Source organism: Streptomyces adelaidensis, from assembly GCF_016598475.1.
GTDB classification, from domain to species: Bacteria; Actinomycetota; Actinomycetes; order Streptomycetales; family Streptomycetaceae; genus Streptomyces; species Streptomyces adelaidensis.
In genome coordinates, this window is sequence record NZ_JAEMUX010000020.1 from 56,187 (window position 1) to 77,688 (window position 21,502).

General features: G+C 70.7%; 19 protein-coding genes and 1 pseudogene. 6 read left to right on the forward strand and 14 right to left on the reverse strand.

Annotated elements, in window-relative coordinates; genetic code table 11:
* Positions 1 to 241: 241 nt before the first annotated feature.
* Together gabT and I8N67_RS14320 are read left to right on the forward strand one after the other, a co-directional pair.
* Positions 242 to 1,576 (forward strand): 4-aminobutyrate--2-oxoglutarate transaminase, encoded by a 1,335-nt coding sequence (gene gabT, locus I8N67_RS14315; RefSeq protein WP_200303452.1) that lies wholly within the window; start codon positions 242 to 244, stop codon positions 1,574 to 1,576.
* Positions 1,577 to 1,975: 399 nt separating this feature from the next.
* The gene (locus I8N67_RS14320) at positions 1,976 to 2,662 is read left to right on the forward strand and encodes a phosphatase PAP2 family protein (RefSeq protein WP_307835239.1); all 687 of its coding nucleotides are present in this window, start codon (positions 1,976 to 1,978) and stop codon (positions 2,660 to 2,662) included.
* Positions 2,663 to 2,775: 113 nt separating this feature from the next.
* Here the strand turns inward: I8N67_RS14320 and I8N67_RS14325 are convergent, their stop codons facing one another.
* From I8N67_RS14325 to I8N67_RS14355, 7 genes are all read right to left on the reverse strand, one after another.
* Positions 2,776 to 3,228: a hypothetical protein gene (locus tag I8N67_RS14325; protein ID WP_200303454.1), complete on the reverse strand. Its 453-nt coding sequence runs from the start codon at positions 3,226 to 3,228 to the stop codon at positions 2,776 to 2,778.
* A gap of 210 nt (positions 3,229 to 3,438) precedes the next feature.
* Positions 3,439 to 4,866 carry an NAD(P)/FAD-dependent oxidoreductase gene (locus tag I8N67_RS14330; protein WP_200303455.1) on the reverse strand — a complete coding sequence of 476 codons (1,428 nt, stop codon included), beginning with the start codon at positions 4,864 to 4,866 and terminating at the stop codon, positions 3,439 to 3,441.
* Positions 4,867 to 4,896: 30 nt separating this feature from the next.
* Positions 4,897 to 5,697, reverse strand: coding sequence for an ABC transporter permease (locus tag I8N67_RS14335; RefSeq protein WP_200303456.1), 801 nt, complete (start codon positions 5,695 to 5,697; stop codon positions 4,897 to 4,899).
* Complete coding sequence (locus I8N67_RS14340; RefSeq protein ID WP_200303457.1) at positions 5,698 to 6,639, reverse strand: ABC transporter permease; 942 nt, start codon at positions 6,637 to 6,639, stop codon at positions 5,698 to 5,700.
* A complete protein-coding gene (locus I8N67_RS14345) occupies positions 6,639 to 7,817 on the reverse strand; it encodes an ABC transporter ATP-binding protein (protein ID WP_200303512.1) in 1,179 nt (392 codons plus the stop codon). The genes I8N67_RS14340 and I8N67_RS14345 overlap by 1 nt, the downstream gene beginning before the upstream one ends.
* An 8-nt stretch (positions 7,818 to 7,825) precedes the next feature.
* On the reverse strand, positions 7,826 to 9,070 hold the full coding sequence (locus tag I8N67_RS14350; protein WP_200303458.1) for a polyamine ABC transporter substrate-binding protein: 1,245 nt from the start codon (positions 9,068 to 9,070) through the stop codon (positions 7,826 to 7,828).
* A gap of 101 nt (positions 9,071 to 9,171) precedes the next feature.
* Positions 9,172 to 10,707: a gamma-aminobutyraldehyde dehydrogenase gene (locus I8N67_RS14355; protein ID WP_200303513.1), complete on the reverse strand. Its 1,536-nt coding sequence runs from the start codon at positions 10,705 to 10,707 to the stop codon at positions 9,172 to 9,174.
* A gap of 213 nt (positions 10,708 to 10,920) precedes the next feature.
* Here I8N67_RS14355 and ybiA point away from each other — a divergent pair, with 213 nt between their 5' ends.
* Positions 10,921 to 11,487 (forward strand): riboflavin biosynthesis intermediates N-glycosidase, encoded by a 567-nt coding sequence (gene ybiA, locus I8N67_RS14360; RefSeq protein WP_200303459.1) that lies wholly within the window; start codon positions 10,921 to 10,923, stop codon positions 11,485 to 11,487.
* Here ybiA and I8N67_RS44205 read toward each other — a convergent pair.
* Positions 11,484 to 12,479 (reverse strand): DUF4190 domain-containing protein, encoded by a 996-nt coding sequence (locus I8N67_RS44205; protein ID WP_307835240.1) that lies wholly within the window; start codon positions 12,477 to 12,479, stop codon positions 11,484 to 11,486. The genes ybiA and I8N67_RS44205 overlap by 4 nt on opposite strands.
* A gap of 298 nt (positions 12,480 to 12,777) precedes the next feature.
* Here I8N67_RS44205 and I8N67_RS14370 point away from each other — a divergent pair, with 298 nt between their 5' ends.
* The 3 genes and pseudogenes from I8N67_RS14370 to I8N67_RS42620 form a co-directional block, all read left to right on the forward strand.
* Positions 12,778 to 13,845 carry an adenosine deaminase gene (locus I8N67_RS14370; RefSeq protein ID WP_200303460.1) on the forward strand — a complete coding sequence of 356 codons (1,068 nt, stop codon included), beginning with the start codon at positions 12,778 to 12,780 and terminating at the stop codon, positions 13,843 to 13,845.
* A 38-nt stretch (positions 13,846 to 13,883) separates the two neighbouring features.
* Entirely contained in the window at positions 13,884 to 14,567 is a 684-nt protein-coding gene (locus I8N67_RS14375) for a glycerophosphodiester phosphodiesterase (RefSeq protein WP_200303461.1), read from the forward strand.
* Between the two features lie 93 nt (positions 14,568 to 14,660).
* Positions 14,661 to 14,936: pseudogene (locus I8N67_RS42620) on the forward strand (winged helix-turn-helix transcriptional regulator); the annotation flags it as partial.
* Positions 14,937 to 15,090: 154 nt separating this feature from the next.
* On the opposite strand, the gene I8N67_RS14385 reads toward I8N67_RS42620, so the two are convergent.
* From I8N67_RS14385 to I8N67_RS14410, 6 genes are all read right to left on the reverse strand, one after another.
* On the reverse strand, positions 15,091 to 16,803 hold the full coding sequence (locus tag I8N67_RS14385; protein ID WP_200303463.1) for a sigma-70 family RNA polymerase sigma factor: 1,713 nt from the start codon (positions 16,801 to 16,803) through the stop codon (positions 15,091 to 15,093).
* 187 nt (positions 16,804 to 16,990) lie between these two features.
* Positions 16,991 to 17,575, reverse strand: a complete 585-nt coding sequence (locus tag I8N67_RS14390; RefSeq protein ID WP_234045684.1) for a hypothetical protein — start codon at positions 17,573 to 17,575, stop codon at positions 16,991 to 16,993.
* A gap of 75 nt (positions 17,576 to 17,650) precedes the next feature.
* Complete coding sequence (locus I8N67_RS14395) at positions 17,651 to 18,310, reverse strand: YceI family protein (RefSeq protein ID WP_200303464.1); 660 nt, start codon at positions 18,308 to 18,310, stop codon at positions 17,651 to 17,653.
* Positions 18,311 to 18,495: 185 nt separating this feature from the next.
* On the reverse strand, positions 18,496 to 19,707 hold the full coding sequence (locus I8N67_RS14400; protein ID WP_200303465.1) for a hypothetical protein: 1,212 nt from the start codon (positions 19,705 to 19,707) through the stop codon (positions 18,496 to 18,498).
* Positions 19,708 to 19,777: 70 nt separating this feature from the next.
* Complete coding sequence (locus tag I8N67_RS14405; protein ID WP_200303466.1) at positions 19,778 to 20,680, reverse strand: IclR family transcriptional regulator; 903 nt, start codon at positions 20,678 to 20,680, stop codon at positions 19,778 to 19,780.
* The gene (locus tag I8N67_RS14410; RefSeq protein WP_200303467.1) at positions 20,677 to 21,414 is read right to left on the reverse strand and encodes an MBL fold metallo-hydrolase; all 738 of its coding nucleotides are present in this window, start codon (positions 21,412 to 21,414) and stop codon (positions 20,677 to 20,679) included. Before I8N67_RS14410 ends, I8N67_RS14405 begins: the two co-directional genes overlap by 4 nt.
* Positions 21,415 to 21,502 lie beyond the last annotated feature (88 nt).

The window sequence follows — 21,502 nt, forward strand, 5'->3', positions numbered from 1 at the left end:
GCAAGGGGAGTTCACCGCTTACACGGCCGGGTGGGCCGGGAAGCGGCCGGTCCGTGACCCACGCGCCCCCGATTCACCTCCGGCAACGTGCCATGTCCACCACGGACAAGCGGAGCCGCCGACAACGCCCACATGGAGCATGCCCACGGCTCCTCCCCGGTCCTAGCCTGCGAGAAAGATAGAGACGAGCGCCCGCAAAACCCATCGGCAATTCCCGTCCGTAAGACCCCAGGAGCCCCACATGAGCGCACTTCCTCAGGAGCGCCGCGTAGTCACCGCCATCCCCGGACCGAAGTCGCAGGAGTTGCAGGCCCGTCGTATCGCCGCGGTGGCGGCGGGGGTGGGGTCCGTGCTGCCGGTGTTCACCGCGCGCGCGGGCGGCGGCATCATCGAGGACGTCGACGGCAACCGGCTCATCGACTTCGGCTCGGGGATCGCCGTGACGAGCGTCGGCGCGAGCGCCGAGGCCGTCGTCCGCCGGGCCTCCGCCCAGCTCCAGGACTTCACGCACACCTGTTTCATGGTCACGCCGTACGAGGGCTATGTGGCGGTCGCCGAGGCCCTCGCCGAGCTGACCCCGGGTGACCACGCCAAGAAGTCCGCGCTGTTCAACAGCGGCGCCGAGGCCGTCGAGAACGCCGTGAAGATCGCCCGCTCGTACACCAGGCGGCAGGCCGTCGTCGTGTTCGACCACGGCTACCACGGCCGCACCAACCTCACGATGGCGCTGACCGCGAAGAACATGCCGTACAAGCACGGCTTCGGCCCGTTCGCGCCGGAGGTGTACCGCGTGCCGGTGGCGTACGGCTACCGCTGGCCGACCGGCCCTGAGAACGCGGGCCCGGAGGCCGCCGCGCAGGCGATCGACCAGATCACCAAGCAGGTCGGTCCGGAGAACGTGGCCGCGATCATCATCGAGCCGCTGCTCGGCGAGGGCGGCTTCATCGAGCCGGCCAAGGGCTTCCTGCCCGCGATCAGCGAGTTCGCCACCGCCAACGGCATCGTCTTCGTCGCCGACGAGATCCAGTCGGGCTTCTGCCGCACCGGCCAGTGGTTCGCGTGCGAGGACGAGGGCATCGTCCCCGATCTGATCACGACGGCGAAGGGCATCGCGGGCGGGCTGCCGCTCGCCGCCGTCACCGGGCGCGCCGAGATCATGGACGCGGCCCACTCCGGTGGCCTGGGCGGCACCTACGGCGGCAACCCCGTCGCCTGCGCGGGCGCCCTCGGCTCGATCGAGACGATGAAGGAGCTGGACCTCAACGCGAAGGCCAAGAGCATCGAGGCGGTCATGAAGGCCCGTCTCACCGCCATGGCCGAGAAGTTCGACATCATCGGCGACGTCCGCGGTCGCGGCGCCATGATCGCCATCGAGCTGGTCAAGGACCGTACGACGAAGGAGCCGAACCCGGAGGCGACCGCCGCGCTGGCGAAGGCCTGCCACCAGGAGGGCCTGCTGGTCCTGACCTGTGGCACCTACGGCAATGTGCTGCGCTTCCTGCCGCCGCTCGTCATCGGCGACGACCTCCTGACCGAGGGCCTCGACATCATCGAGCAGGCGTTCACCCACGTGTGAACGGTCGCGGTCCCCAGTCGTGAAGCCTGTTCACGCGCAACCGACCCGCGTCCCCGTCCCCTGCACGCATACGGAACCTCCCATCCGCCCCCGACGTCCCACGCTTCCCGGAAGCGGAATCCGACCCCGGATTCCGCTCCCTGTGGAACTGCGTGAGAGGGCGTGAAGAAGGTGTGCAAGGTGCATGGCGGGTCGCGATTCCGGCTGTCGTCACCGCACTCCCTGCCGTAGGTTCTGTTGCAGATGAGAGATACACCTCGCCCACAGGGGACTGTGGGTGGCACAGGGTCGGGGCCTCCCCAGCTTCACCCTGGTCGTGCCCTCGCGCACACACCCGGAGCTTCCGGCTCCGGATCTCCTCACCGATCGGATGGCCGCCCGCCCCAAACCCCCCGGGGCGTGCGGCACACCGATCCGGCCGGCCGTCCTCGAACCACCCCCCCTGTTCGAGGACGGCCGACCATCCTCTCCGGCCCTCGCGCCGCACTCGTTCTCCTTCTCGGCCTCCCGGCCCTCCTCTTCGCGCTGATCACCTGGCAGGTCGTCGCACACGGCCCACTCGCCCGCGCGGACGAACACCTGAGCGACTCCCTCGTCCACCGCGGCGCTCCCACCCAGTTCCTCGCCGACCTCGGCGGCGTCATGGTCGCCGTCCCGGTCCTCGCCCTCGTGCTGCTGTACGCCGCTCGGCGTACGCGTGCCACCGGTAGGGACCACTGGTGGCGGCCGGCCGCCACCGCGGTCCTCCTGCTGGCCGCCGTACCGCTCTGGGTCGTCCCGCTGAAGGAGCTCATCGCCCGCTCCGGGCCGCCGGTCATGGGCCCGGGCACGGGTTTCTACCCCTCCGGCCACACGGCGACCGCCTCGATCGCGTACGGCGGTGCCGTTCTGCTTCTGCTGCCCTGGCTGCGTGGCGCCCTCGCGCGCCGCACCGTCGTCGTCCTCGCGGTCGTGGTGAACATCGGCGTCGGCTTCGGCCTGGTGCGCCAGGGCTACCACTGGCCGCTCGACGTGGTGGCGAGCTGGTGCGTCTGCGCGATACCGCTCTCGCTGTGGTGGTTCCTCGCGCGCCGTCGCTCCGGATGACGGCCACGTCACCACCTCCTTCCGGATGACGGCCACGTCGGCCGCACGGGCGGCCGACGAGAGCGCGGTACGGCCGGGGGACGGCCGCCGTCAGGAGTTGTGACCTGCTGGCCCTAGCGCTCCTCGTCCCTCGCCAGGCTCGCCGCCGCCTCGTGCATCGCCATTTCGAGCAGTGCCGGGTCGGTGAGGGTGCCGCTGCCGTCCGGGGGGATCAGCCAGCGGACGCCGCCGGTCTGGCGGCCGGGGTACGGCACCACGATCCAGGTGCCGCGGCCCGCGCTGCGCACCCCCGTGCCGAGCCACTGGGACGCCGTGCCCGGTGGCACGAAGAAACCCATGCGGTCGTCGCCGAAGTCGACGAGCACGGGTCCGGGTTGGTCGATGATGCGGGTCAGGACATCGAGCGTGGGGTAGCCGAGTCCGCTCGGCAGGATCAGCACGTCCCAGGCCCTGCCCGCCGGAAGCAGGGCGACCCCCAAGGGGTTGCGTTCCCACTCCCAGCGGCAGGCCTCGGGATCCGGTGATACGGATGCCAGCCACTCGACCGCCGTCTTGGCCCCAGTCATGACAGGGACCTTCCTCTCTGTAGAGCTCCTTCGGACGCGGTTTCGCGTCAGGAGCACAGACAGAGATTCCGGCCCGGCATTACGCGGGTTCCGACCACTTTCTGGAAGTGAATGCGCTATCGGTGATCGAGCTGGGCGTACGCCTGTCCGTGATCGGCGCACGCCTGTTGATCACGAGTGCACCCGCACGCCCCAATGTCTGGCCGGGCGTCAACTGTCGAAGCCCAGCCCCAGCCGGTCCATGGTCTTCAGCCACAGGTTGCGGCGGCCGGCGTGGGAGTCCGCGCGGGCCAGGGACCACTTGGTGAGGGCGATGCCGGTCCACGCGAACGGCTCCGGCGGGAACGGCAGCGGCTTCTTGCGGACCATCTCCAGCTCGGTGCGCTCCGTGCGCTCCCCCGCGAGCAGGTCGAGCATGACGTCCGCGCCGAACCGGGTCGCGCCCACACCCAGCCCCGTATAGCCGGCCGCGTACGCGACTTTGCCCTGGTGGGCCGTGCCGAAGAACGCGGAGAAGCGGGAGCAGGTGTCGATGGCGCCGCCCCAGGCGTGGCTGAAGCGGACGCCCTCAAGCTGCGGGAAGCAGGTGAAGAAGTGCCCGGCGAGCTTGGCGTAGGTCTCCGGCCGGTCGTCGTACTCGGCGCGCACCCGGCCACCGTACTGGTACACCGCGTCGTAGCCGCCCCAGAGGATCCGGTTGTCGGCGCTGAGCCGGAAGTAGTGGAACTGGTTCGCCGAGTCCCCGAGACCCTGGCGGTTCTTCCAGCCGATCGACGCCAGTTGACCGGCGGACAGCGGCTCGGTCATCAGCGCGTAGTCGTAGACGGGGACGGTGTACGGGCGGACGCGTCTGACCAGGCTGGGGAAGATGTTCGTGCCTAGCGCGACCCGGCGGCTACGGACGTGGCCGTACGGGGTGCGGACGGCCATGCCGGCGCCGTACGCCTTCAGTGTCAGCGCGGGGGTGTGCTCGTAGACGCGGACGCCGAGGTTCCGGCAGGCCCGCTTGAGGCCCCAGGCGAGTCTGGCGGGGTGCAGCATGGCGACGCCCCGGCGGTCGTGGAGGCCCGCCTCGAAGGTCGGCGAGGCGACCTGGTCGCGGACGGCGTCGGCGTCGAGGAACTCGATCCCGTCGGCGAGGCCCTTGCGTTCGATCTCGTCGTACCAGTCGCGCAACTCCCATGCCTGGTACGTCTCGGTGGCGACGTCGATCTCGCCGGTGCGTTCGAAGTCGCAGTCGAGGCCGTGCCGGGCGAGGGCCGCCTCGATCTCGTCGAGGTTGCGGGCGCCCAGCTCCTGGAGCTTGTGGATCTCGTCGGGCCAGCGGGCGAGGCCGTTGGCCAGGCCGTGGGTGATCGAGGCGGCGCAGAAGCCGCCGTTGCGGCCGGAGGCGGCCCAGCCCACCTCGCGGCCCTCCAGCAGGACGACGTCCCGCCCCGGGTCGCGCTCCTTGGCGATCAGCGCGGTCCACAGTCCGCTGTAGCCGCCGCCGACGACCAGCAGATCGCAGGTCTCGGCGCCGGTGAGCGCGGGCTCGGGATGAGGCTTTCCGGGGTCGTCGAGCCAGTACGGGACCGGCTGTGCGTCGGAGAGGGATTTCGTCCAGTTGGTGCCACGGCTCATGGCGCTCGGGGCCATGATTTCAACTCCCTACAAGCCGGCAGGGGCTTATGCCTTCTGCTTCTTCCGGCGGTTGGTGACGACCATTCCGGCCACCACGAACAGTACGGCGACGAGGAACATGGCCGTACCGATGACATTGATCTGGACGGGTGTGCCGCGTTGTGCCGAGCCCCAGACGAACATGGGGAAGGTGACGGCCGAACCCGCGTTGAAATTGGTGATGATGAAATCGTCGAAGGAGAGCGCGAAGGCGAGCAGCGCGCCCGCCGCGATGCCCGGCGCGGCGATGGGCAGGGTGACCCGCACGAAGGTCTGGACGGGACCGGCGTACAGGTCCCGCGCGGCCTCCTCCAGCCTCGGGTCCATCGACATCACGCGCGCCTTGACGGCGACCACGACGAAGCTGAGGCAGAACATGATGTGGGCGATCAGGATCGTCCAGAATCCCAACTGTGCACCCAGATTGAGGAACAGGGTGAGCAGGGAGGCCGCCATCACGACCTCGGGCATCGCCATGGGAAGGAAGATCAGCGAGTTGACGGCGCCCCGCGCGCGGAAGCGGTACCGCACCAGCGCGAAGGCGATCATCGTGCCCAGGACGGTCGCGCCGAGCGTCGCCGAGGCGGCCAGTTGAAGGCTGAGCGAGAGCGAGCCGCACAGGTCGGCGACCCCGCAGGGGTCGGTCCAGGCGGCCGTGGAGAATTCCTGCCACTCGTAGTTGAAACGGCCCTTCGGCTGATTGAAGGAGAAGACCGTGACGACGACATTCGGCAGAAGCAGGTAACCGAGTGTCAGAAGTCCCGAGATGACGACGAGACGGCGCTTGAACCAGTTGACGAGGGCCATTTAAACGAGATCCTCCGTCCCGGACTTTCGGATGTAGACCGTCACCATGACGAGGATCGCGGCCATGAGGATGAACGAGAGGGCCGCCGCCGTCGGATAGTCGAGAATCCGCAGGAACTGGCTCTGGATGACATTGCCGATCATCGCCGTGTTGGTGGAGCCGAGGAGTTCGGCGTTCACGTAGTCGCCGCTCGCCGGGATGAAGGTCAGCAGCGTCCCGGAGACGACACCGGGCATGGAGAGCGGGAAGGTGACCTTGCGGAACGTCGTGAACGGCTTCGCGTACAGGTCGCCGGCCGCTTCGTGCAGCCGCCCGTCGATGCGCTCCAGCGAGGTGTACAGCGGCAGGATCATGAACGGCAGGAAGTTGTACGTGAGGCCGCAGACCACCGCGAGCGGTGTGGCCAGCACACGGTCCCCCGCCGTGAGGCCGAGCCAGCTGGTGACGTCCAGGACGTGCAGCGAGTCGAGGGCGCCGACGACCGGGCCGCCGTCCGACAGGATCGTCTTCCAGGCGAGGGTGCGGATCAGGAAGCTGGTGAAGAACGGGGCGATCACCAGGATCAGGATCAGATTGCGCCAGCGCCCCGCGCGGAACGCGATCAGATACGCCAGCGGATAGCCGAGCAGCAGGCACAGGACCGTCGCCGAGCCCGCGTAGAGCACCGAGCGCAGGAACTGCGGGTAGTACTCGCTCAGCGCGTCCCAGTAGGTCGCGAAGTGCCAGGTGACCCGGTAGCCGTCCTCCAGGGAGCCCGTCTGCACGGACGTGGAGGCCTGGTAGACCATCGGCATCGCGAAGAACACCAGCAGCCAGACGAGACCGGGCGCGAGCAGCAGATACGGCGTCCAGCGGCCCCTCTTGCGGGGCGGTTTCGCGGTCGGGACGGCTGGGGCGGGGGCGAGGGGCGGGGGCGCCTCGGCTTCGGCGAGCGTCGACATCAGACGGCCGCCTCCTCTTCGACACCGGCGGAGCCCGCTGTCCCCGCAAGCAGGGACTGGGCGGCGTCCAGGCCGAAGGTGTGGGCCGGGTTCCAGTGCAGGACGACCTCGGCGCCGGGGACGAGACGGGTGTCGCGGTCGATGTTCTGGACGTACACCTCGAACTCGGGGCAGACCGAGCTGTCGATCACGTACTGCGTGGAGACGCCGATGAAACTGGTGGCGGCGACCGTGCCGGTGATGCGGTTGCGGCCGGCCGGGATCTCCCCGGCGTCGTCGGCGTGCGTGAGGGTGATCTTCTCCGGGCGTACGCCGACGAGGATCTTGCCGCCGGTGCGCGTGGGCGCGCCGCAGCGTGCCTCGGGCAGGACCAGCTTGACGTCGCCCGCCTTCAGCACGATCTCCTCGCCGCTCACCGAGTCGACCTCGGCCTCGATGAGGTTGGAGGTGCCGAGGAAGTTGGCGACGAAGGTGGTGTGCGGGTTCTCGTACAGGTCGGCGGGTGAGCCGAGCTGCTCGACGCGGCCGGCGTTCATCACGGCGACCGTGTCGGCCATGGTCATGGCCTCCTCCTGGTCGTGCGTGACATGGATGAAGGTGATGCCGACCTCGGTCTGGATGCGCTTGAGCTCCAGCTGCATCTGGCGGCGCAGCTTGAGGTCGAGGGCGCCGAGGGGCTCGTCGAGGAGGAGCACCTTGGGGTGGTTGATGAGGGCGCGGGCGACGGCGACCCGCTGCTGCTGGCCGCCCGACAGCTGGTGCGGCTTCTTGCGGGCCTGCTCGCCGAGCTGGACCAGCTCCAGCATCTCCTCGACCTGCTTCTTCACGCCTTTGATGCCGCGCCGGCGCAGCCCGAAGGCGACGTTCTCGAAGATGTCGAGGTGGGGGAAGAGGGCGTACGACTGGAAGACCGTGTTCACGGGCCGCTTGTACGGCGGAAGGTTCGTCACGTCTTGGTCGCCGAGCGAGACGGTGCCGCAGGAAGGTTCCTCCAGGCCGGCGATCATGCGCAGGGTGGTGGTCTTGCCGCAGCCGGAGGCGCCGAGGAGGGCGAAGAAGGAACCTTCCGGCACGGTCAGATCGAGCGGATGCACGGCGGTGAAGGACCCGTAGGTCTTGCCTATGCCGGAGAGGCGGACGTCACCGCTGCCGTTCTCTGTGCTCTTCTTGCTGGTCATCGTCCTGGTCACGCCCCTGTCAGCTTCGCGAACTTCTCTTCGTACGCCGTCTCTTCCTGCTGGCTGAGCGAGCGGAAGGCGTGGGACTTGGCTGCCATGGCCGCGTCGGGAATGATCAGCGGGTTGTTCGCCGCGTCCTCGTCGATCTTGGCCAGCTCCGCCTTCACCCCGTCGACGGGGCACACGTAGTTGATGTACGCGGCGAGTTCGGCGGCCGGTTTCGGCTCGTAGTAGTAGTCGATGAGCCGTTCGGCGTTGGCCTTGTGGCGGGCCCTGTTCGGGATCAGCAGGTTGTCGGTCGAGGTCATGTAGCCGCTGTCGGGGATGACGAAGTCGATGTCCGGGGTGTCGGCCTTGAGCTGGACGACGTCACCGGCCCAGGCGATACAGGCGGCGAGGTCGCCCTTGGTGAGGTCCGAGGTGTAGTCGTTGCCGGTGAAGCGGCGGATCTGACCCTGGTCGACGGCTTTCTGGAGACGGGCGATCGCCGCGTCGTAGTCGTCGTCGGTGAACTTCGCCGGGTCCTTGCCCATGTCCAGCAGCGTCATCCCGATGCTGTCGCGCATCTCGGAGAGGAAGCCGATACGGCCCTTCAGCCTGGGGTTGTCGAGCATGTCGGAGACCGACTTCACCTCCTCGCCGTCGAGCGCCTTCTTGTTGTAGGCGATGACGGTGGAGATGCCGGTCCAGGGGTACGAGTACGCGCGTCCCGGGTCCCAGTCGGGGCTGCGGAACTGCTGGGAGAGGCTCAGATAGGCGTGCGGCAGGTTGGACGGGTCCAGTTTCTGGACCCACCCGAAGCGGATCAGGCGGGCCGCGAGCCAGTCGGTGACGCATATCAGGTCGCGCCCGGTGTCCTGGCCGGCCGCGAGCTGCGGCTTGATCTTGCCGAAGAACTCGACGTTGTCGTTGATGTCCTCGGTGTACTTGACCTTGATGCCGGTCCGCGCGGTGAACCGATCCAGGCTGGGGTGGCGCTTGCCGGCGTCGTCGACGTCCATGTACTCGGTCCAGTTGGAGAAGTCGATCTCCTTCTCCTCGGCCGAGTGGTCCTCGGCCGAGACACCCGAGGTGTTCTTCGCCGCGGGGATGCCGCAGGCGCTCAACGCCCCGAGCCCGCCGACGGCGAGTGCGCCGCCGGTTCCGGCGCGCAGCAGCGACCGGCGGCTGAGGGCGGCCCTTCCGTTGCCGAGGCTGCGCCGCATGGCGGCCACCTGGGCCGGGGACAGGCGGTCGGGCTCGTACTGCTCCATGCGCGTGATGCCCTTTCGGAGGTGCCCTTTCGGGAGGGTGAGGGAGACCGGCCGGGGGTCGGGCGGCCGGGCTCCGGGCTGACTACCGGACTCCCGTCCGACTAGCGGTCCCCGAAGATCGTGCGGTGCCAGTCCTTCCTGACCACCGCCGTGTTGTCGAACATGACGTGCTTGATCTGGGTGTACTCCTCGAACGAGTACGTGGACATGTCCTTGCCGAAGCCGGATGCCTTGTATCCGCCGTGCGGCATCTCGCTGATGATCGGAATGTGGTCGTTGACCCACACACAGCCGGCCCTGATCTCCCGGGTCGCGCGGTTGGCCCGGTACACGTCGCGGCTCCAGGCGGAGGCGGCGAGGCCGTAGGGGGTGTCGTTGGCCAGCCGGATGCCCTCGTCGTCGCTGTCGAAGGGCAGGGCCACGAGCACCGGCCCGAAGATCTCCGACTGGACGATCTCGCTGTCCTGGGCCGCGTCGGCGACCAGCGTGGGCCGGTAGAAGGCGCCGTTCCTCAGCTCTCCCTGGGGCGCCTCGCCGCCGGTGACCACGCGCGCGTACGCGCGTGCCCGGTCGACGAAGCCGGCGACCCGGTCGCGCTGGGCGTGCGAGATCAGCGGCCCGAGATCGGTGCCCGGCGCGAAGGGGTCGCCGAGCCGGACGGTCTCCATGAGGGCGGCCGTCCGTGCGACGAACTCCTCGTAGAGGGGCCGTTGTACATACGCGCGCGTGGCGGCCGTGCAGTCCTGGCCGGTGTTGATGAGGGCGCCCGCGACCGCGCCGTTGACGGCGGCCTCCAGGTCGGCGTCGTCGAAGACGACGAAGGGGGCCTTGCCGCCCAGCTCCAGATGGATCCGCTTGACGGTGGCGGTGGCGATCTCGGCGACCCGCCTGCCGACGGCGGTGGAGCCGGTGAAGGAGGTCATGACCACATCGGGGTGTCCTACGAGGTGCTCACCGGCCTCCTTCCCGGTGCCGGTGACGATGTTGATCACGCCGTCGGGGATGCCCGCGTCCGTGGCGGCCCGCGCGAAGAGCAGCGAGGTGAGCGGGGTCGGTTCGGCGGGCTTCAGGACGATCGTGTTGCCCGCGGCGATCGCCGGGAGGATCTTCCAGGCGGCCATCTGGAGCGGATAGTTCCAAGGCGCGATGGACCCGACCACGCCGATGGGCTCACGGCGTACGTACGAGGTGTGGTCGCCGGAGTACTCGCCCGCCGACCGGCCCTGGAGATGCCGGGCCGCGCCCGCGAAGAACGCGATGTTGTCGATGGTCCCCGGTACGTCGAACTCGCGCGTCAGCTTCAGCGGCTTCCCGCACTGCAGGGACTCGGCCCGCGCGAACTCCTCCGCCCGGTCGGCGACGACGGCGGCGAAACGGTGCAGCGCGTCGGAGCGCTCGCCGGGCGTGGTGGCCGCCCAGCCCGGGAACGCCTCGCGGGCGGCGGCCACGGCCGCGTCGACGTCGTCCGTACCGGCCAGCTCGTACCGGAGGACCTCGTCGCCGGTCGCCGGGTCGACGACCGCGTGCGTACGGCCCGACGTGCCCATCGTCGGGCGGCCTGCGATGTACTGCGCGCCGGCCGCGAAGCGTTCCCGTGCGGGGAATCGGTCCGGGGTGGCGGTGCCCGGCTTCTGCATGTCGCTCTCCTCCGCCGGCGCCCGCTCTGTCTCCAGGGGGCGGTTGGCGTAGTCCCAGCTCGATTTGAGTGCCGATCCTGACAGAGCCATGGGTCATCAACAAGGGATTCCGTTGTTGCCTTTTGGTTACGCGACGGAATCTGTCGACCAGGTGTCCAGCCGGGACGGAAAATCGAGGACGGATTGTCAGTGGTGACTGACAGACTCCTCGGCATGACGGAGATCGATTCCTGGGACACGCTGACGGCGGCGGTGCGGGCGGGTGCGAAGGTCAAGTACCTGCACTTCTGGGGCCACCGGCCCCTGCCCGACGGCCGGATCGGCGCGAGCTGTCTGAGCCAGTGGTGGCCGTCACCGTTCACGGTCGACGGCGTGCGGTACGCGACGGCCGAGCACTGGATGATGGCGTCGAAGGCCCGGCTCTTCGGAGACACGGAGGCGGAGCGCGAGGCCGTCGCGGCGTCGAGCCCCGCCCAGGCCAAGAAGATCGGACGGCTTGTACGCGGCTTCGACGACGCCCTATGGGAGCGGGAGCGCTTCGGCATCGTCGTCGAGGGCTGCGTGCACAAGTTCGCCGCCCACCCCGACCTGCGGGCCTTCCTCCTGGGCACCAGCAATCGCGTGCTCGTCGAGGCCAGCCCCGTCGACCGGGTGTGGGGCATCGGCCTCGCGGCGGACGACGAGCGCGCCATGAATCCCGACCGGTGGCGGGGCCCCAACCTGCTGGGGTTCGCGCTGATGGCGGCTCGGGAGCGGTTGCTGAGCGGGGTGGACGCCTAGGGGTGCCGCTGGGCGACGCGGCGCGGAACCGTGTCGCTGTCGCCGGCTCCGGTCGGCAGCGACAGTGACAGGGACGTGGAGTAGCTGTCGTCGAAGGGGTCGGTGTCCGAGTCGTAGGAGTCGCTGCCCGGCGCCACGATGAGCAGGACGATGAAGGCGATGCCGAGGAGGATGCCGACGAATCCGCAGATGATCCCGGCCAGCGCGTGCCCGGGGTTCGTCGCCTCGCCCCGGCGCGCCTTCGCCCGGCCCACGAATCCGAAGATCACGGCCATGATCCCGAGCAGAATCGCCAGCGGCCACAGACAGAACAGGACGGCGGCGCAGATCCCGATCACCATCGCGGCGATACCCATGCCGTTGCTCGGCGGGGGCGGCATCAAGGGCCAGGCGTAACCGGGGGCGGGGTAGCCGGGCATCGGGTGGCTGTGGGCGCCCGGGTAGCCGGTATGCGCCGGGTACTGGGGGTAGCCGTACGGGACCTGGCCCGGGCCTTCGGGGCTGATGGGCGGCGGCGGGACGGGGGCGCCTTGCGTGCCGTGCGTGCCGTGTATGCCGGGGGCGGCCGGTGTGGCGAAGGGGTTGGCGGGGGGTGGTGTCTGGGCGCCGGGAGGCTGGGGGCCGCCGGGCGGGGCGAAGGGGTTGGGGGCGGCCCAGGGGTGCGGCTGCGCGGGGGCTTGTGGCTGCGTCGGGGCGGTCGGGTCCGCGCCCGGTATGGAGATGACCGTCTGCTGGTCGTGCACAGAGGAAGGCACCGGCGCCGGAGCGTCGGCCGGGGCGGCCCATGGGTCCCGGGGAGCCGGGGTGGCGGGCTCGACGGAAGCGGGGCGCTCAGGCGGGTCGGCGGGCCCGACGGGCTTGTCCAGCAGGACCTTCGCGGCGGGAGCGGGGGCGGAGGCAGAAGCCGAGCCCGGGACCGTGTCCTCGGGCTGCGAGATCGCACCCTCAGGCTGCGGGGCCGCGTCCTCGGGCAGCGGGACCGCGTCGGCCACGGTCGGTGGGGTCGGGGCGCGGTCCTGTGGGGGTGTCGGTGCCCACGGGTCCGGCTGTGGATGGTCCGGCATCGCCGGAGTAGCTGCGTCGTCGGACGACATTCTTGATTCCCCCTGTGGCGTTCTGTGCCGCTTCTTCCGCCGTACGCGCTCAGCCGTACGCTCAGCCATGCTAAGGCCCCCGGTTCTCTCGTGCGGGCCGCCGCCTACGATGATCCCCGAGTCATCGATCAGCCGATCACCGCGTCCCCCGACCAGGACCACGGTCCGGGGCGGACGCCGTTCCCGGGGAGGAACCTTGACCGACAACCGCACCGTGTCCGGCGCGCCCGGCGCCCGCGATCCGCACGCCTTCATCGCCGGCCTGCCCAAGGCCGAACTGCATGTGCACCACGTCGGCTCCGCCTCCCCCCGTATCGTCTCGGAGCTGGCCGCCCGGCACCCCGACTCCAAGGTACCGACGGACCCCGAGGCGCTCGCGGACTACTTCACCTTCACGGACTTCGCCCACTTCGTCCAGGTGTATCTGTCCGTCGTCGACCTGATCCGCACCCCGGAGGACGTCCGGCTGCTGACGTACGAGGTGGCCCGTGACCTGGCCCGGCAGCAGGTGCGGTACGCCGAGCTGACCGTCACGCCGTTCTCCTCCACGCGGCGCGGGATCGACGAGCTGGCCTTCATGGCGGCGATCGAGGACGCGCGCAAGGCGGCGGAGGCCGACTTCGGGACCGTACTGCGGTGGTGCTTCGACATCCCGGGTGAGGCGGGGCTCGCGGCGGCCGAGGAGACGACGCGGCTGGCCACCGACGACCGGGTGCGTCCGGAGGGGCTGGTGTCTTTCGGGCTCGGCGGGCCCGAAGTGGGGGTGCCGAGGCCGCAGTTCAAGCCGTACTTCGACCGGGCGATCGCGGCGGGACTGCACTCCGTGCCGCACGCGGGCGAGACGACCGGGCCGGAGACGGTGTGGGACGCGCTCACCGACCTGCGCGCGGAGCGCATCGGGCACGGCACGAGTTCGGCCGGCGACCCGAAGCTCCTCGCGCACCTCGCCGAGCACCGGATCGCCCTGGAGGTCTGCCCGACCTCGAACATAGCCACGCGCGCGGTCCGCACCCTCGACGAGCACCCCATCAAGGAGTTCGTGCGGGCCGGGGTCCTCGTGACCGTCAACTCCGACGACCCGCCGATGTTCGGCACCGACCTCAACACCGAGTACGCGGTCGCCGCGCGCCTCCTCGGCCTCGACGAGCAGGGGCTCGCCGCCCTCGCGAAGAACGCCGTGGACGCGTCCTTCCTCGACGAGCCCGGCAAGGCCCGCCTGTCCGCCGAGATCGACACCTACACATCGGCCTGGCTGACCCCCTGACCTCACCTCCGACCCACCTCGGACCCACAATGAACCCCATGCGCACCGTGACAGCCGTGGCCCATCGCGGCGCCCCCTACCGCCACCGCGAGAACACCCTCGACTCCCTGCGGGCCGGGCTCGAACTGGGCGCGGACGCCGTCGAGTTCGACGTACGGACGACCCGCGACGGCGTGCCCGTCCTGCTCCACGACTCGACGCTGAACCGCCTCTGGGAGCTGGACCGGCCGCTGGCCGCGCTCTCCGCCGCGGAGCTGCGCGGGGTCACCGCCGACGGGGTGCCGACGCTCGCCGACGCGCTGCTCGCCACCAAGGACAGCAGGGTCATGCTCGACCTGCCGGGCCGGGCCGACCCTCGGGCGGTTCGGCAGGTGCTGGACGTCGTACGGGAGTACGAGGCCGAGGAGCGCGTCTACTACAGCGCCGACCCGCCCAGCATGCTCGCCGTACGGGCCGCCGACCCCACCGCCGAGATCGCCCTCACCTGGAAGACCCTCGCCCCACCCCGCCCCGCCCTCCTCGCCGCCATACGCCCCCGCTGGCTCAACTACCGCTTCGGACTGGTCTCACGCGACCTGGCGGACCGTATCCACCGCGACGGCCAACTCCTCTCGGTCTGGACCCCCGACACCCGCCGGTCCATGCGCCGCCTGATGGATTCGGGGGTCGACTCGATCACGACGAACCGAGTCGACGCACTGTGCGCACTACGGAACGCCTAGCCCGGTCCCCGGCCCCGTAAGGGGCTCTTGGCGGCGTCAACGACGCCCCGCGGCCGCGTACGGCGGAGCGATCGCCTGCGCGTCCGCCCCCTCACCTGGAACCCGGTGGTGCTGTGGGCCCTGCGGCACGGGCCGCGCAGACCGGGCGAACTGCGGCCGCGGATCGGCGGGATCAGCCCCAAGGTACTGACGCAGACCCTGCGCAGGCTTGAGCACAACGGGCTGGTGGCGCGACGGGCGTACGGGGGTGCCCCGCCCCGGGTCGAGAACGGACTGACCGTGCTCGGAGGGACATTGCTCGCCCCGATCGGGGCGCTCGGCGGGTGGGCGCACGAGCACGGCGGCGAGGTCATGGCCGCGCAGGAGGACGTCTGCGTCGGACGTCTGTCGGACGGGACGACCGCCGCGACACGGACCGCCACGCCACCGGCCGCCGCACCACGGACGGCTGTGCCACCGGCCGCCGCACCACGGACGGCTGTGCCACCGGCCGCCGCACCACGGACCACGACGCCGCCGACCGCTAGACCTCCGACCGCTGCCCCACCGTCGCCGCGTCCGCCGGCTTCTCCCGCGTGACGTACTGCGGCACCGGTGCGGTGTCCTTGCCGTTGTCGCGGACCAGGCCGTAGCGGATGGCGCCCTGGTCGGGGCCGTGGGCGAGGTCCCCGTTGACGGTGTCCCAGGAGGAGGGGGCGACGGTGACGCCGTAGTCGGCGCCGCGTTCGTTCTGGATGAGGGTGACGGTGCCGTCGAGGTAGAAGTACTCGTTCTGCCACATCTGCTGGGTGCCGTCCGGCAGGACGGTGTAGCCGGTGTCGGGGCCGCCCATGCCGGAGGTCAGGCCGTCGGCGGACGTCGGGTCGTCCATGCGGCGGCCGCCGGCCGAGGCAACGTGGAAGAGCTTGCCCTTCAGCCCGGTCCAGGCCGGCATGACCAGGGCGCCCGCCCGGTACTGGGGCGAGATCTGCCAGCGGACGAGGACATACCCCTTGCCCGTGAGGGTCACGTTGTCGCCGCGGTGGTTCATCACGGTCCGCGCGCCGCCGCTGCTGGTGAGGGCGGACTCGGGCCGGCGCGGGAGGGCGGCGGGCGGCGTGTCCGGGTCCGGCGCCTCGTCCACGGCGTCGACGACGCTGCCGTAGACGGCGGCCCTCGTCGACGAGGACACGGACGGGGAGGCCGAGGGCGAGGACGAGGGCGAGGACGAGGGCGAAGGGGAGGGCGAGGCGGAGCGCGGGGAGGCGGGCGGGGCCGCGGAGCCGGGCACGCGGGAGGTGCTGTGCGCGGTCGGCGCGGCCTGCGGGGGCCGCTCGTCCGGGGGCTTCGTCACCACGTACGCGCCCCCGGCGACGAACGTCGCGCTCGCCGTCACCGCGACGGCGGGCTTGGTGAGGACGCCGAGCACCTTGGCGGACCAGCCCACCGAGGCCGTCGCGGCGGTCGCCGCCACGGCCGTCTTCCCGCCGAACGCCAGCGACAGGGTGAAGCCGACGGGGAGGGGGACCAGGGCGAGCCCGACGAGGAGGCGCTCGGCGGGGACGACGACCTCGCCGGGGCTGCCGTGGCCGTCGCAGCGGGCGCAGCCGCGGATGTGCCGGGCGATGCGCTTGCGCCACACCGAGTCGGGCTGCCCGCTCCAGCGGGTGGTGACCCGGCGCAGGTCGGAGCAGGAGGAGTCGAGGGCGCGGACGATGCCGCGCGCGGTTTCGAGGCGGGCCTTCATCCGCTGCACCCGCACCGCGGCGTGCTGCCGGCTGATGCCGACGGCGGCCGCGAGCTCACGCCGGGTGAGTTCGCCCGCGACCTCCAGCCACCACAGCGACAGCAGCTGGCGGTCCTCGTCGTCGAGCCAGCGGACGGCTTCCGCGACCTCGCGCCGCTGGCCCTCCAACTGCAGCCGCAGGACGGTCAGTTCGGCGAAGTCGGCGGCGCTGTGGGCGTCGCCGTCGTCGAGCGGGTCGGCGGTGCGCCGGCGCGCCCGGTCCCGTATCTGCCGCATCGCGATCGCGACCAGCCAGGAGCGGAAACTGTCCGGATCACGCAGCGTGTCGAGGTTGTCGACGGCGCGCAGCATGGTCTCCTGCACGACGTCGTCGACATCGGCGTGGCCGTTGAGGGCCCGGCCGACGATGTTGTAGACGAGGGGCAGCCAGCCCTCGACCAGCTCGTCGAGGGCGCGTCTGTCACCTGCCTGCGCGGCCGCGATGGTGGAGCGCCACTGCCGCCCGTCCACGTACGTTCCTTCCGGTCCTGCTCGGCTCACCCTGTTCACTCGGCTGTGTTCCGTACCTTCTCAGCCATCCCTGCGACGTGGGGAACCTCCGAGGCGGAGATCACACCGCTCATGCGGCTCACTCCTGATGTGGGGAAACAGGGGATGCCTGAGGAGACGGGGTGAGGACGGCCGGGATAACAGTTTTTCAGCCCGCCCGTACGTCCGCCGCGGGGAGCGGGTTCGGGGAGCCGTGCGGGGGCGCGGGCTGCGACTCGGGCGCGGGCCGGGGCGCCTCCGAGGTGAGCGCCTCCAGCCGCTTGATCCGCTGCCGGACGACGTACAGCGGGATCACTCCGAACACCCCGAACGACATGTCGATCAGCGTCCACCAGAACGGGATGTCCCGGATCGGTCCGCAGATGAGGGCCAGCGGGATGATCCCCGCGCAGGCGATCATGCCGACCTCCACGACCCAGATGTTGCGGACCGGGTCGCGGTAGGGGCCGTAGAAGGCCACCGCGATGACGAGGTGCGCGAAGGCCAGCCAGTCCGTGCCGTAGAGGAGGAACGGGTAGGCGGCGTCGGCCTCGTCGAGGCCCGCCCGCACGCGCTCGATCCACTCCATGAGGCCCGGCAGGTACTCCCCGGCGGACAGCGAACGCAGCAACTCCTCGGTCCACCGCAGCTCGTGGACGAGGGGGAAGGCCGTGGCGCCGCTCAGCACCAGACAGACGACGAAGAAGACCAACCACGCACGGATGCCCCCCAACAGGGCGGCTCTGTCGCTCATGACTGGAGCGTACGCCCCTTCTTGAACGTGTTCAAAAGTGGGGGCCCGTCAAGGAAGACGGGCCCCAGGGGTCCCTCAGCCGCCCGGAATCGAGCGAATGACGGCGAGGTCGAATTGCAGGCGCACCTTCTCGCTGACCATGGCACCGCCCTCCGCGAGCCGCTGGTTGTACGTGAGTCCCCATTCGGAGCGATTGATGGTGGTCGTCCCGTCGAATCCGACCCGCTCGTATCCGAACGGGTCCATGACGTGTCCTATGTAGGTGAGTTCCAGGTCGACGGGACGGGTGATGTCCTTGATGGTGAGTTCGCCGGTCATGCGGTAGACGTCGCTGCCCACCGGACGGACCGACGTACTGACGAAACGCATTCGCGGATGGTTCGCGGCGTCCAGGAAGTCGCGGCCCATCAGATGGGCGTCGCGTTGTTCGACGCCGGTGTCGACGGATCTGGTGGAGAGGACGATCTCGGCCCGTGAGCGAGACGGGTCACGGCCGTCGAAGTAGAGCCGGCTCTGATACTCCGTGAATGCGCCGCGCACGGTCGTGACCAGGGCATGTCGGACGGAGAAACCGATACGACTGTGCGCCGCGTCGATCATCCACTCTCCGGTCAGCATCGCCAGGGCGGGATCCGACGGGCCGGTGGAGTGGAAAGCCGGGGATTCGTGGGGGAGTTGAGCGGCTGTGGGGGCTGCCGGGCGGCGCAGGGACGCAGCACGGGTGAACAGGTTCATGATTCACGTAACTACGGCACGACGGAAATTGCCGCAAGTCTTCGCCGGGAGACACTCTGTTCCGAATGGGCGCCGAAAGGCGGATAAAGCGTCACCCCGCGGCAGAAAATTGCACTACCTCCACAGGGCCGTCACGAATTGCCCGCCGAAATCCGCCGCCGGACGACCGGAATACGACCACCAGATCAGTGCCGTTCCTTGAGTGCGGCGGGGATACGGTCGAGCACCGGGAACGGGACGAGGCCGTAATGGTAGAAGTCCACGGCGTCGGCCCCGCCGGGCCCGGTGGCCGCCGCGACCTTCGCCGCCAGATGTTCGGCGGAGTCGGTGTCCGGAACTCCCGGACGCAGCACCGCGCGCAGCGCGCAGCCCTTCCGCAGTGCGGCCCGGTAGGCGGCGAGATCGGCGGCGACCCGCTCCGGGTCCCGGGCGTACGCGAGCACCGCGTAACCGGGGACCACGGCGCTGATCGCCGCCGCGTCGACACCGATCCGCCAGGCCTCGTCGACGGCGGGCGCCCCCGTCGGCCGGCCGTCCGCATAGCCCTTCACCGCTCCGGTCAGATCGAGGAAGACGAGCCGGGGGCCCTCGGCGGCCACCGCGTCGGCCACGGTCGCGACGAGCGAGGTGACGGTGTCGACGCGGGCGCGGGCGTACGCGGCGACGGGCTCGGGGAGTTCCCATGGGGCCGGGTCCGCGCCGTCCAGGACCCGGCCGACCGCCCGGGCCGCCTCGGCGCGCGCGGCACCCGGGTCCACTCCCTCGGACGCGGCTTCGGCGTGGCGTACGCAGTGCGGGCAGAAGCACAGCCCCAGCAGGAACTCCTCCAGCGGGCCCAGCCGTACGAAACTGCGCTCATGGTGGTAGCCGTGGCCGAACGTGGCGTAGTGCAGGGACTCGGCGACCACCGCGTCCACGCCCGTGCGGGCCACCGAGCGGGCCAGCGCCACGGCGTACGCCCGCACGTCGGGGTGGGCCGGGCACAGGTCGGCCGGGGCGGCCCGGTCGCCGAAGCAGTTCAGCTGGGTGACGTCGGGGTGGGCCAGGCCGAGCGTGGTGTTGTGCAGGAACACGGTCCAGCCGTGCAGGGCCGCGCCCCGCTCCGCCGTACGCCGGCGCAGTTCCCGCAGCGGCTCCTCCTCGGCGCCCGGCTGCACGGGAGGTACGAGGCGCAGCCCGTCGAACAGGTCGGCCGGCGGGACGACATGGGTCCCGTCGCGGCGCAGCGTGACCCGCGCCGGGCCGTGCGGGGTGACGTCGCGGGCGCGGTGGTAGGCGGCGGCGACGGTGAGGGTGTCACAGCCGTACGTGCCGAGGACTCGGTCGAGGACGTCGCCGGTGCCCTCGGCACGCAGATCCTCGACGAAGGCGTATGTCGACGCCGTGGACGTTTCCATGGTGGGGCTCCTCCTGCGGGTCAGCGGAGTGGAGTCGTCGGGGTCGGCGGAATCAACGGCGTCCTCGGGGTCAGCGGCCGGTGTCCCGGCCCCTGGAGGAGCCCAGGACGTGCGAGATGTCCAGGCCGGTGCGTACGACCATGGGGCCGACCTCGCGGACTCTGGCGGGGGTCATCCGGGTGGTGAGGCTGGAGACGCTGACCGCGCCGACGGCCGCGTCGGTGTGGTCGAAGACGGGCGCGGCGACACACCGCACCTCCGGCTCGTTCTCGCGGTCGTCGATGGCGTAGCCCTCCCGCCGGACGCGGTCGAGTTCGGCGCGCAGCCGCTGCGGATCGGTGACCGTGTGCGGGGTGACCGGTGGCATCCCGGCGGCGACCACGACCCGGAACGCCTCCTCGCCCTGCCAGGCGAGGATGGCCTTGCCCACGGCGGTCCGGTAGGCGGGGACGCGGCTGCCGACCCGGGAGCCCATGCGGACGTTGGTCTCGTTCTCGACCTTGTCGATGTAGACGATGTCCGGCGCCTCGTACACCACCAGATGACAGGTCTCCCCCACCGCGTGCTGGAGCAGCCGCAGCGGCTCGGTGGCCACGGTCCGCAGGTCGAGCGAGGAGAGATAGGCCTGGCCGAGCCGGAGCGTGCCGTGGCCGAGCCGGAACCATCCCGTCTCCCGGTCGCGGACCAGCAGGCCGGCCTCCAGGAGGGGCGCGGCGAGCCGCAGCACCGTGCTCTTGTTGATGTCGAGTTCCTCGGCGAGCCGGGTCAGCGAGATGCCCCGGCCGGTGCCCGCGTGATCGCGGATGTGCTCCAGGACGGTGAGGGCCCGGCGCAGCGAGGACGCCTGGTTGCGGCGGGACGGAGATCCCGGAGGCCCCGGAGTTCCCGGTGATGCCGGTGATGCCGGTGATGCCGGTGATGCTTGAGATCCCGGTGATGCTTGAGATCCCGGTGATCCTTGAGTGGCGGTCATGTCGTGCTCCTCGGCAGCAGTCCGCGGGCGACGGTGTCGCGGGCGGCGGCCAGGTGCCGCCCGGCCCTGGCGAGTGAGACCTCGTGGTGCCCGGGGAAGAGCGCGTCGACGTCGAGCGTGGCCAGCAGGGTCAGACTGGCCGCGTAATCGGGCACCCGGCAGTCGTGCAGATTCTGCAGCGAGACGCGGCCCCCGGTGAAGACGCAGTCCCCGGAGAAGAGCGCCCGGTGGTGCGGGGTGCGCAGGTGGTAGCAGAGGTGGCCGTCGGCGTGGCCGGGCGTCGCGACGGCGCGCAGGACCACACCGCCGCCGAGATCGACCTCCGCGCCGTCGCCGATGGCCTCGACCCGGGGGCAGGGCGGGAGGGTGTAGCTGTCCGGATAGACGCCGGCCGCCTTCCCCCTGTCCACGCTGAGTCCCCGCTCGTCCCCGGTGGCGATCCACGGCACGGCCGCGTCGCCGGCCAGCACCCGCAGCCCGGGCAACCCCTCGGCGAGCGCGGCGGCCCCGCCCGCGTGATCGGCGTGGCCATGGGTGAGCAGCAGATACCCGGGCTCGGCACCGGCCGCGCGTACGGCACGCAGGATGTCCTGCGTGGACCGCCCGGCCCCCGCGTCCACGAGCGCGCTGTGCCGACCGCCCCGTACGAGATAGACGTGGCAGTCCAGCGGATCGGTGAGATCGAACCCGGCCGCCCCGCTGGCGACGAGCGTGACGTGATCGGTCAGACGCACGGTGCACCTTCCCACTCTCGGCCACCCGCTCCACGCGCCACGCAACGCGTCAGACGCGTCAGGCACGTCAGACACATGAGCCACATCA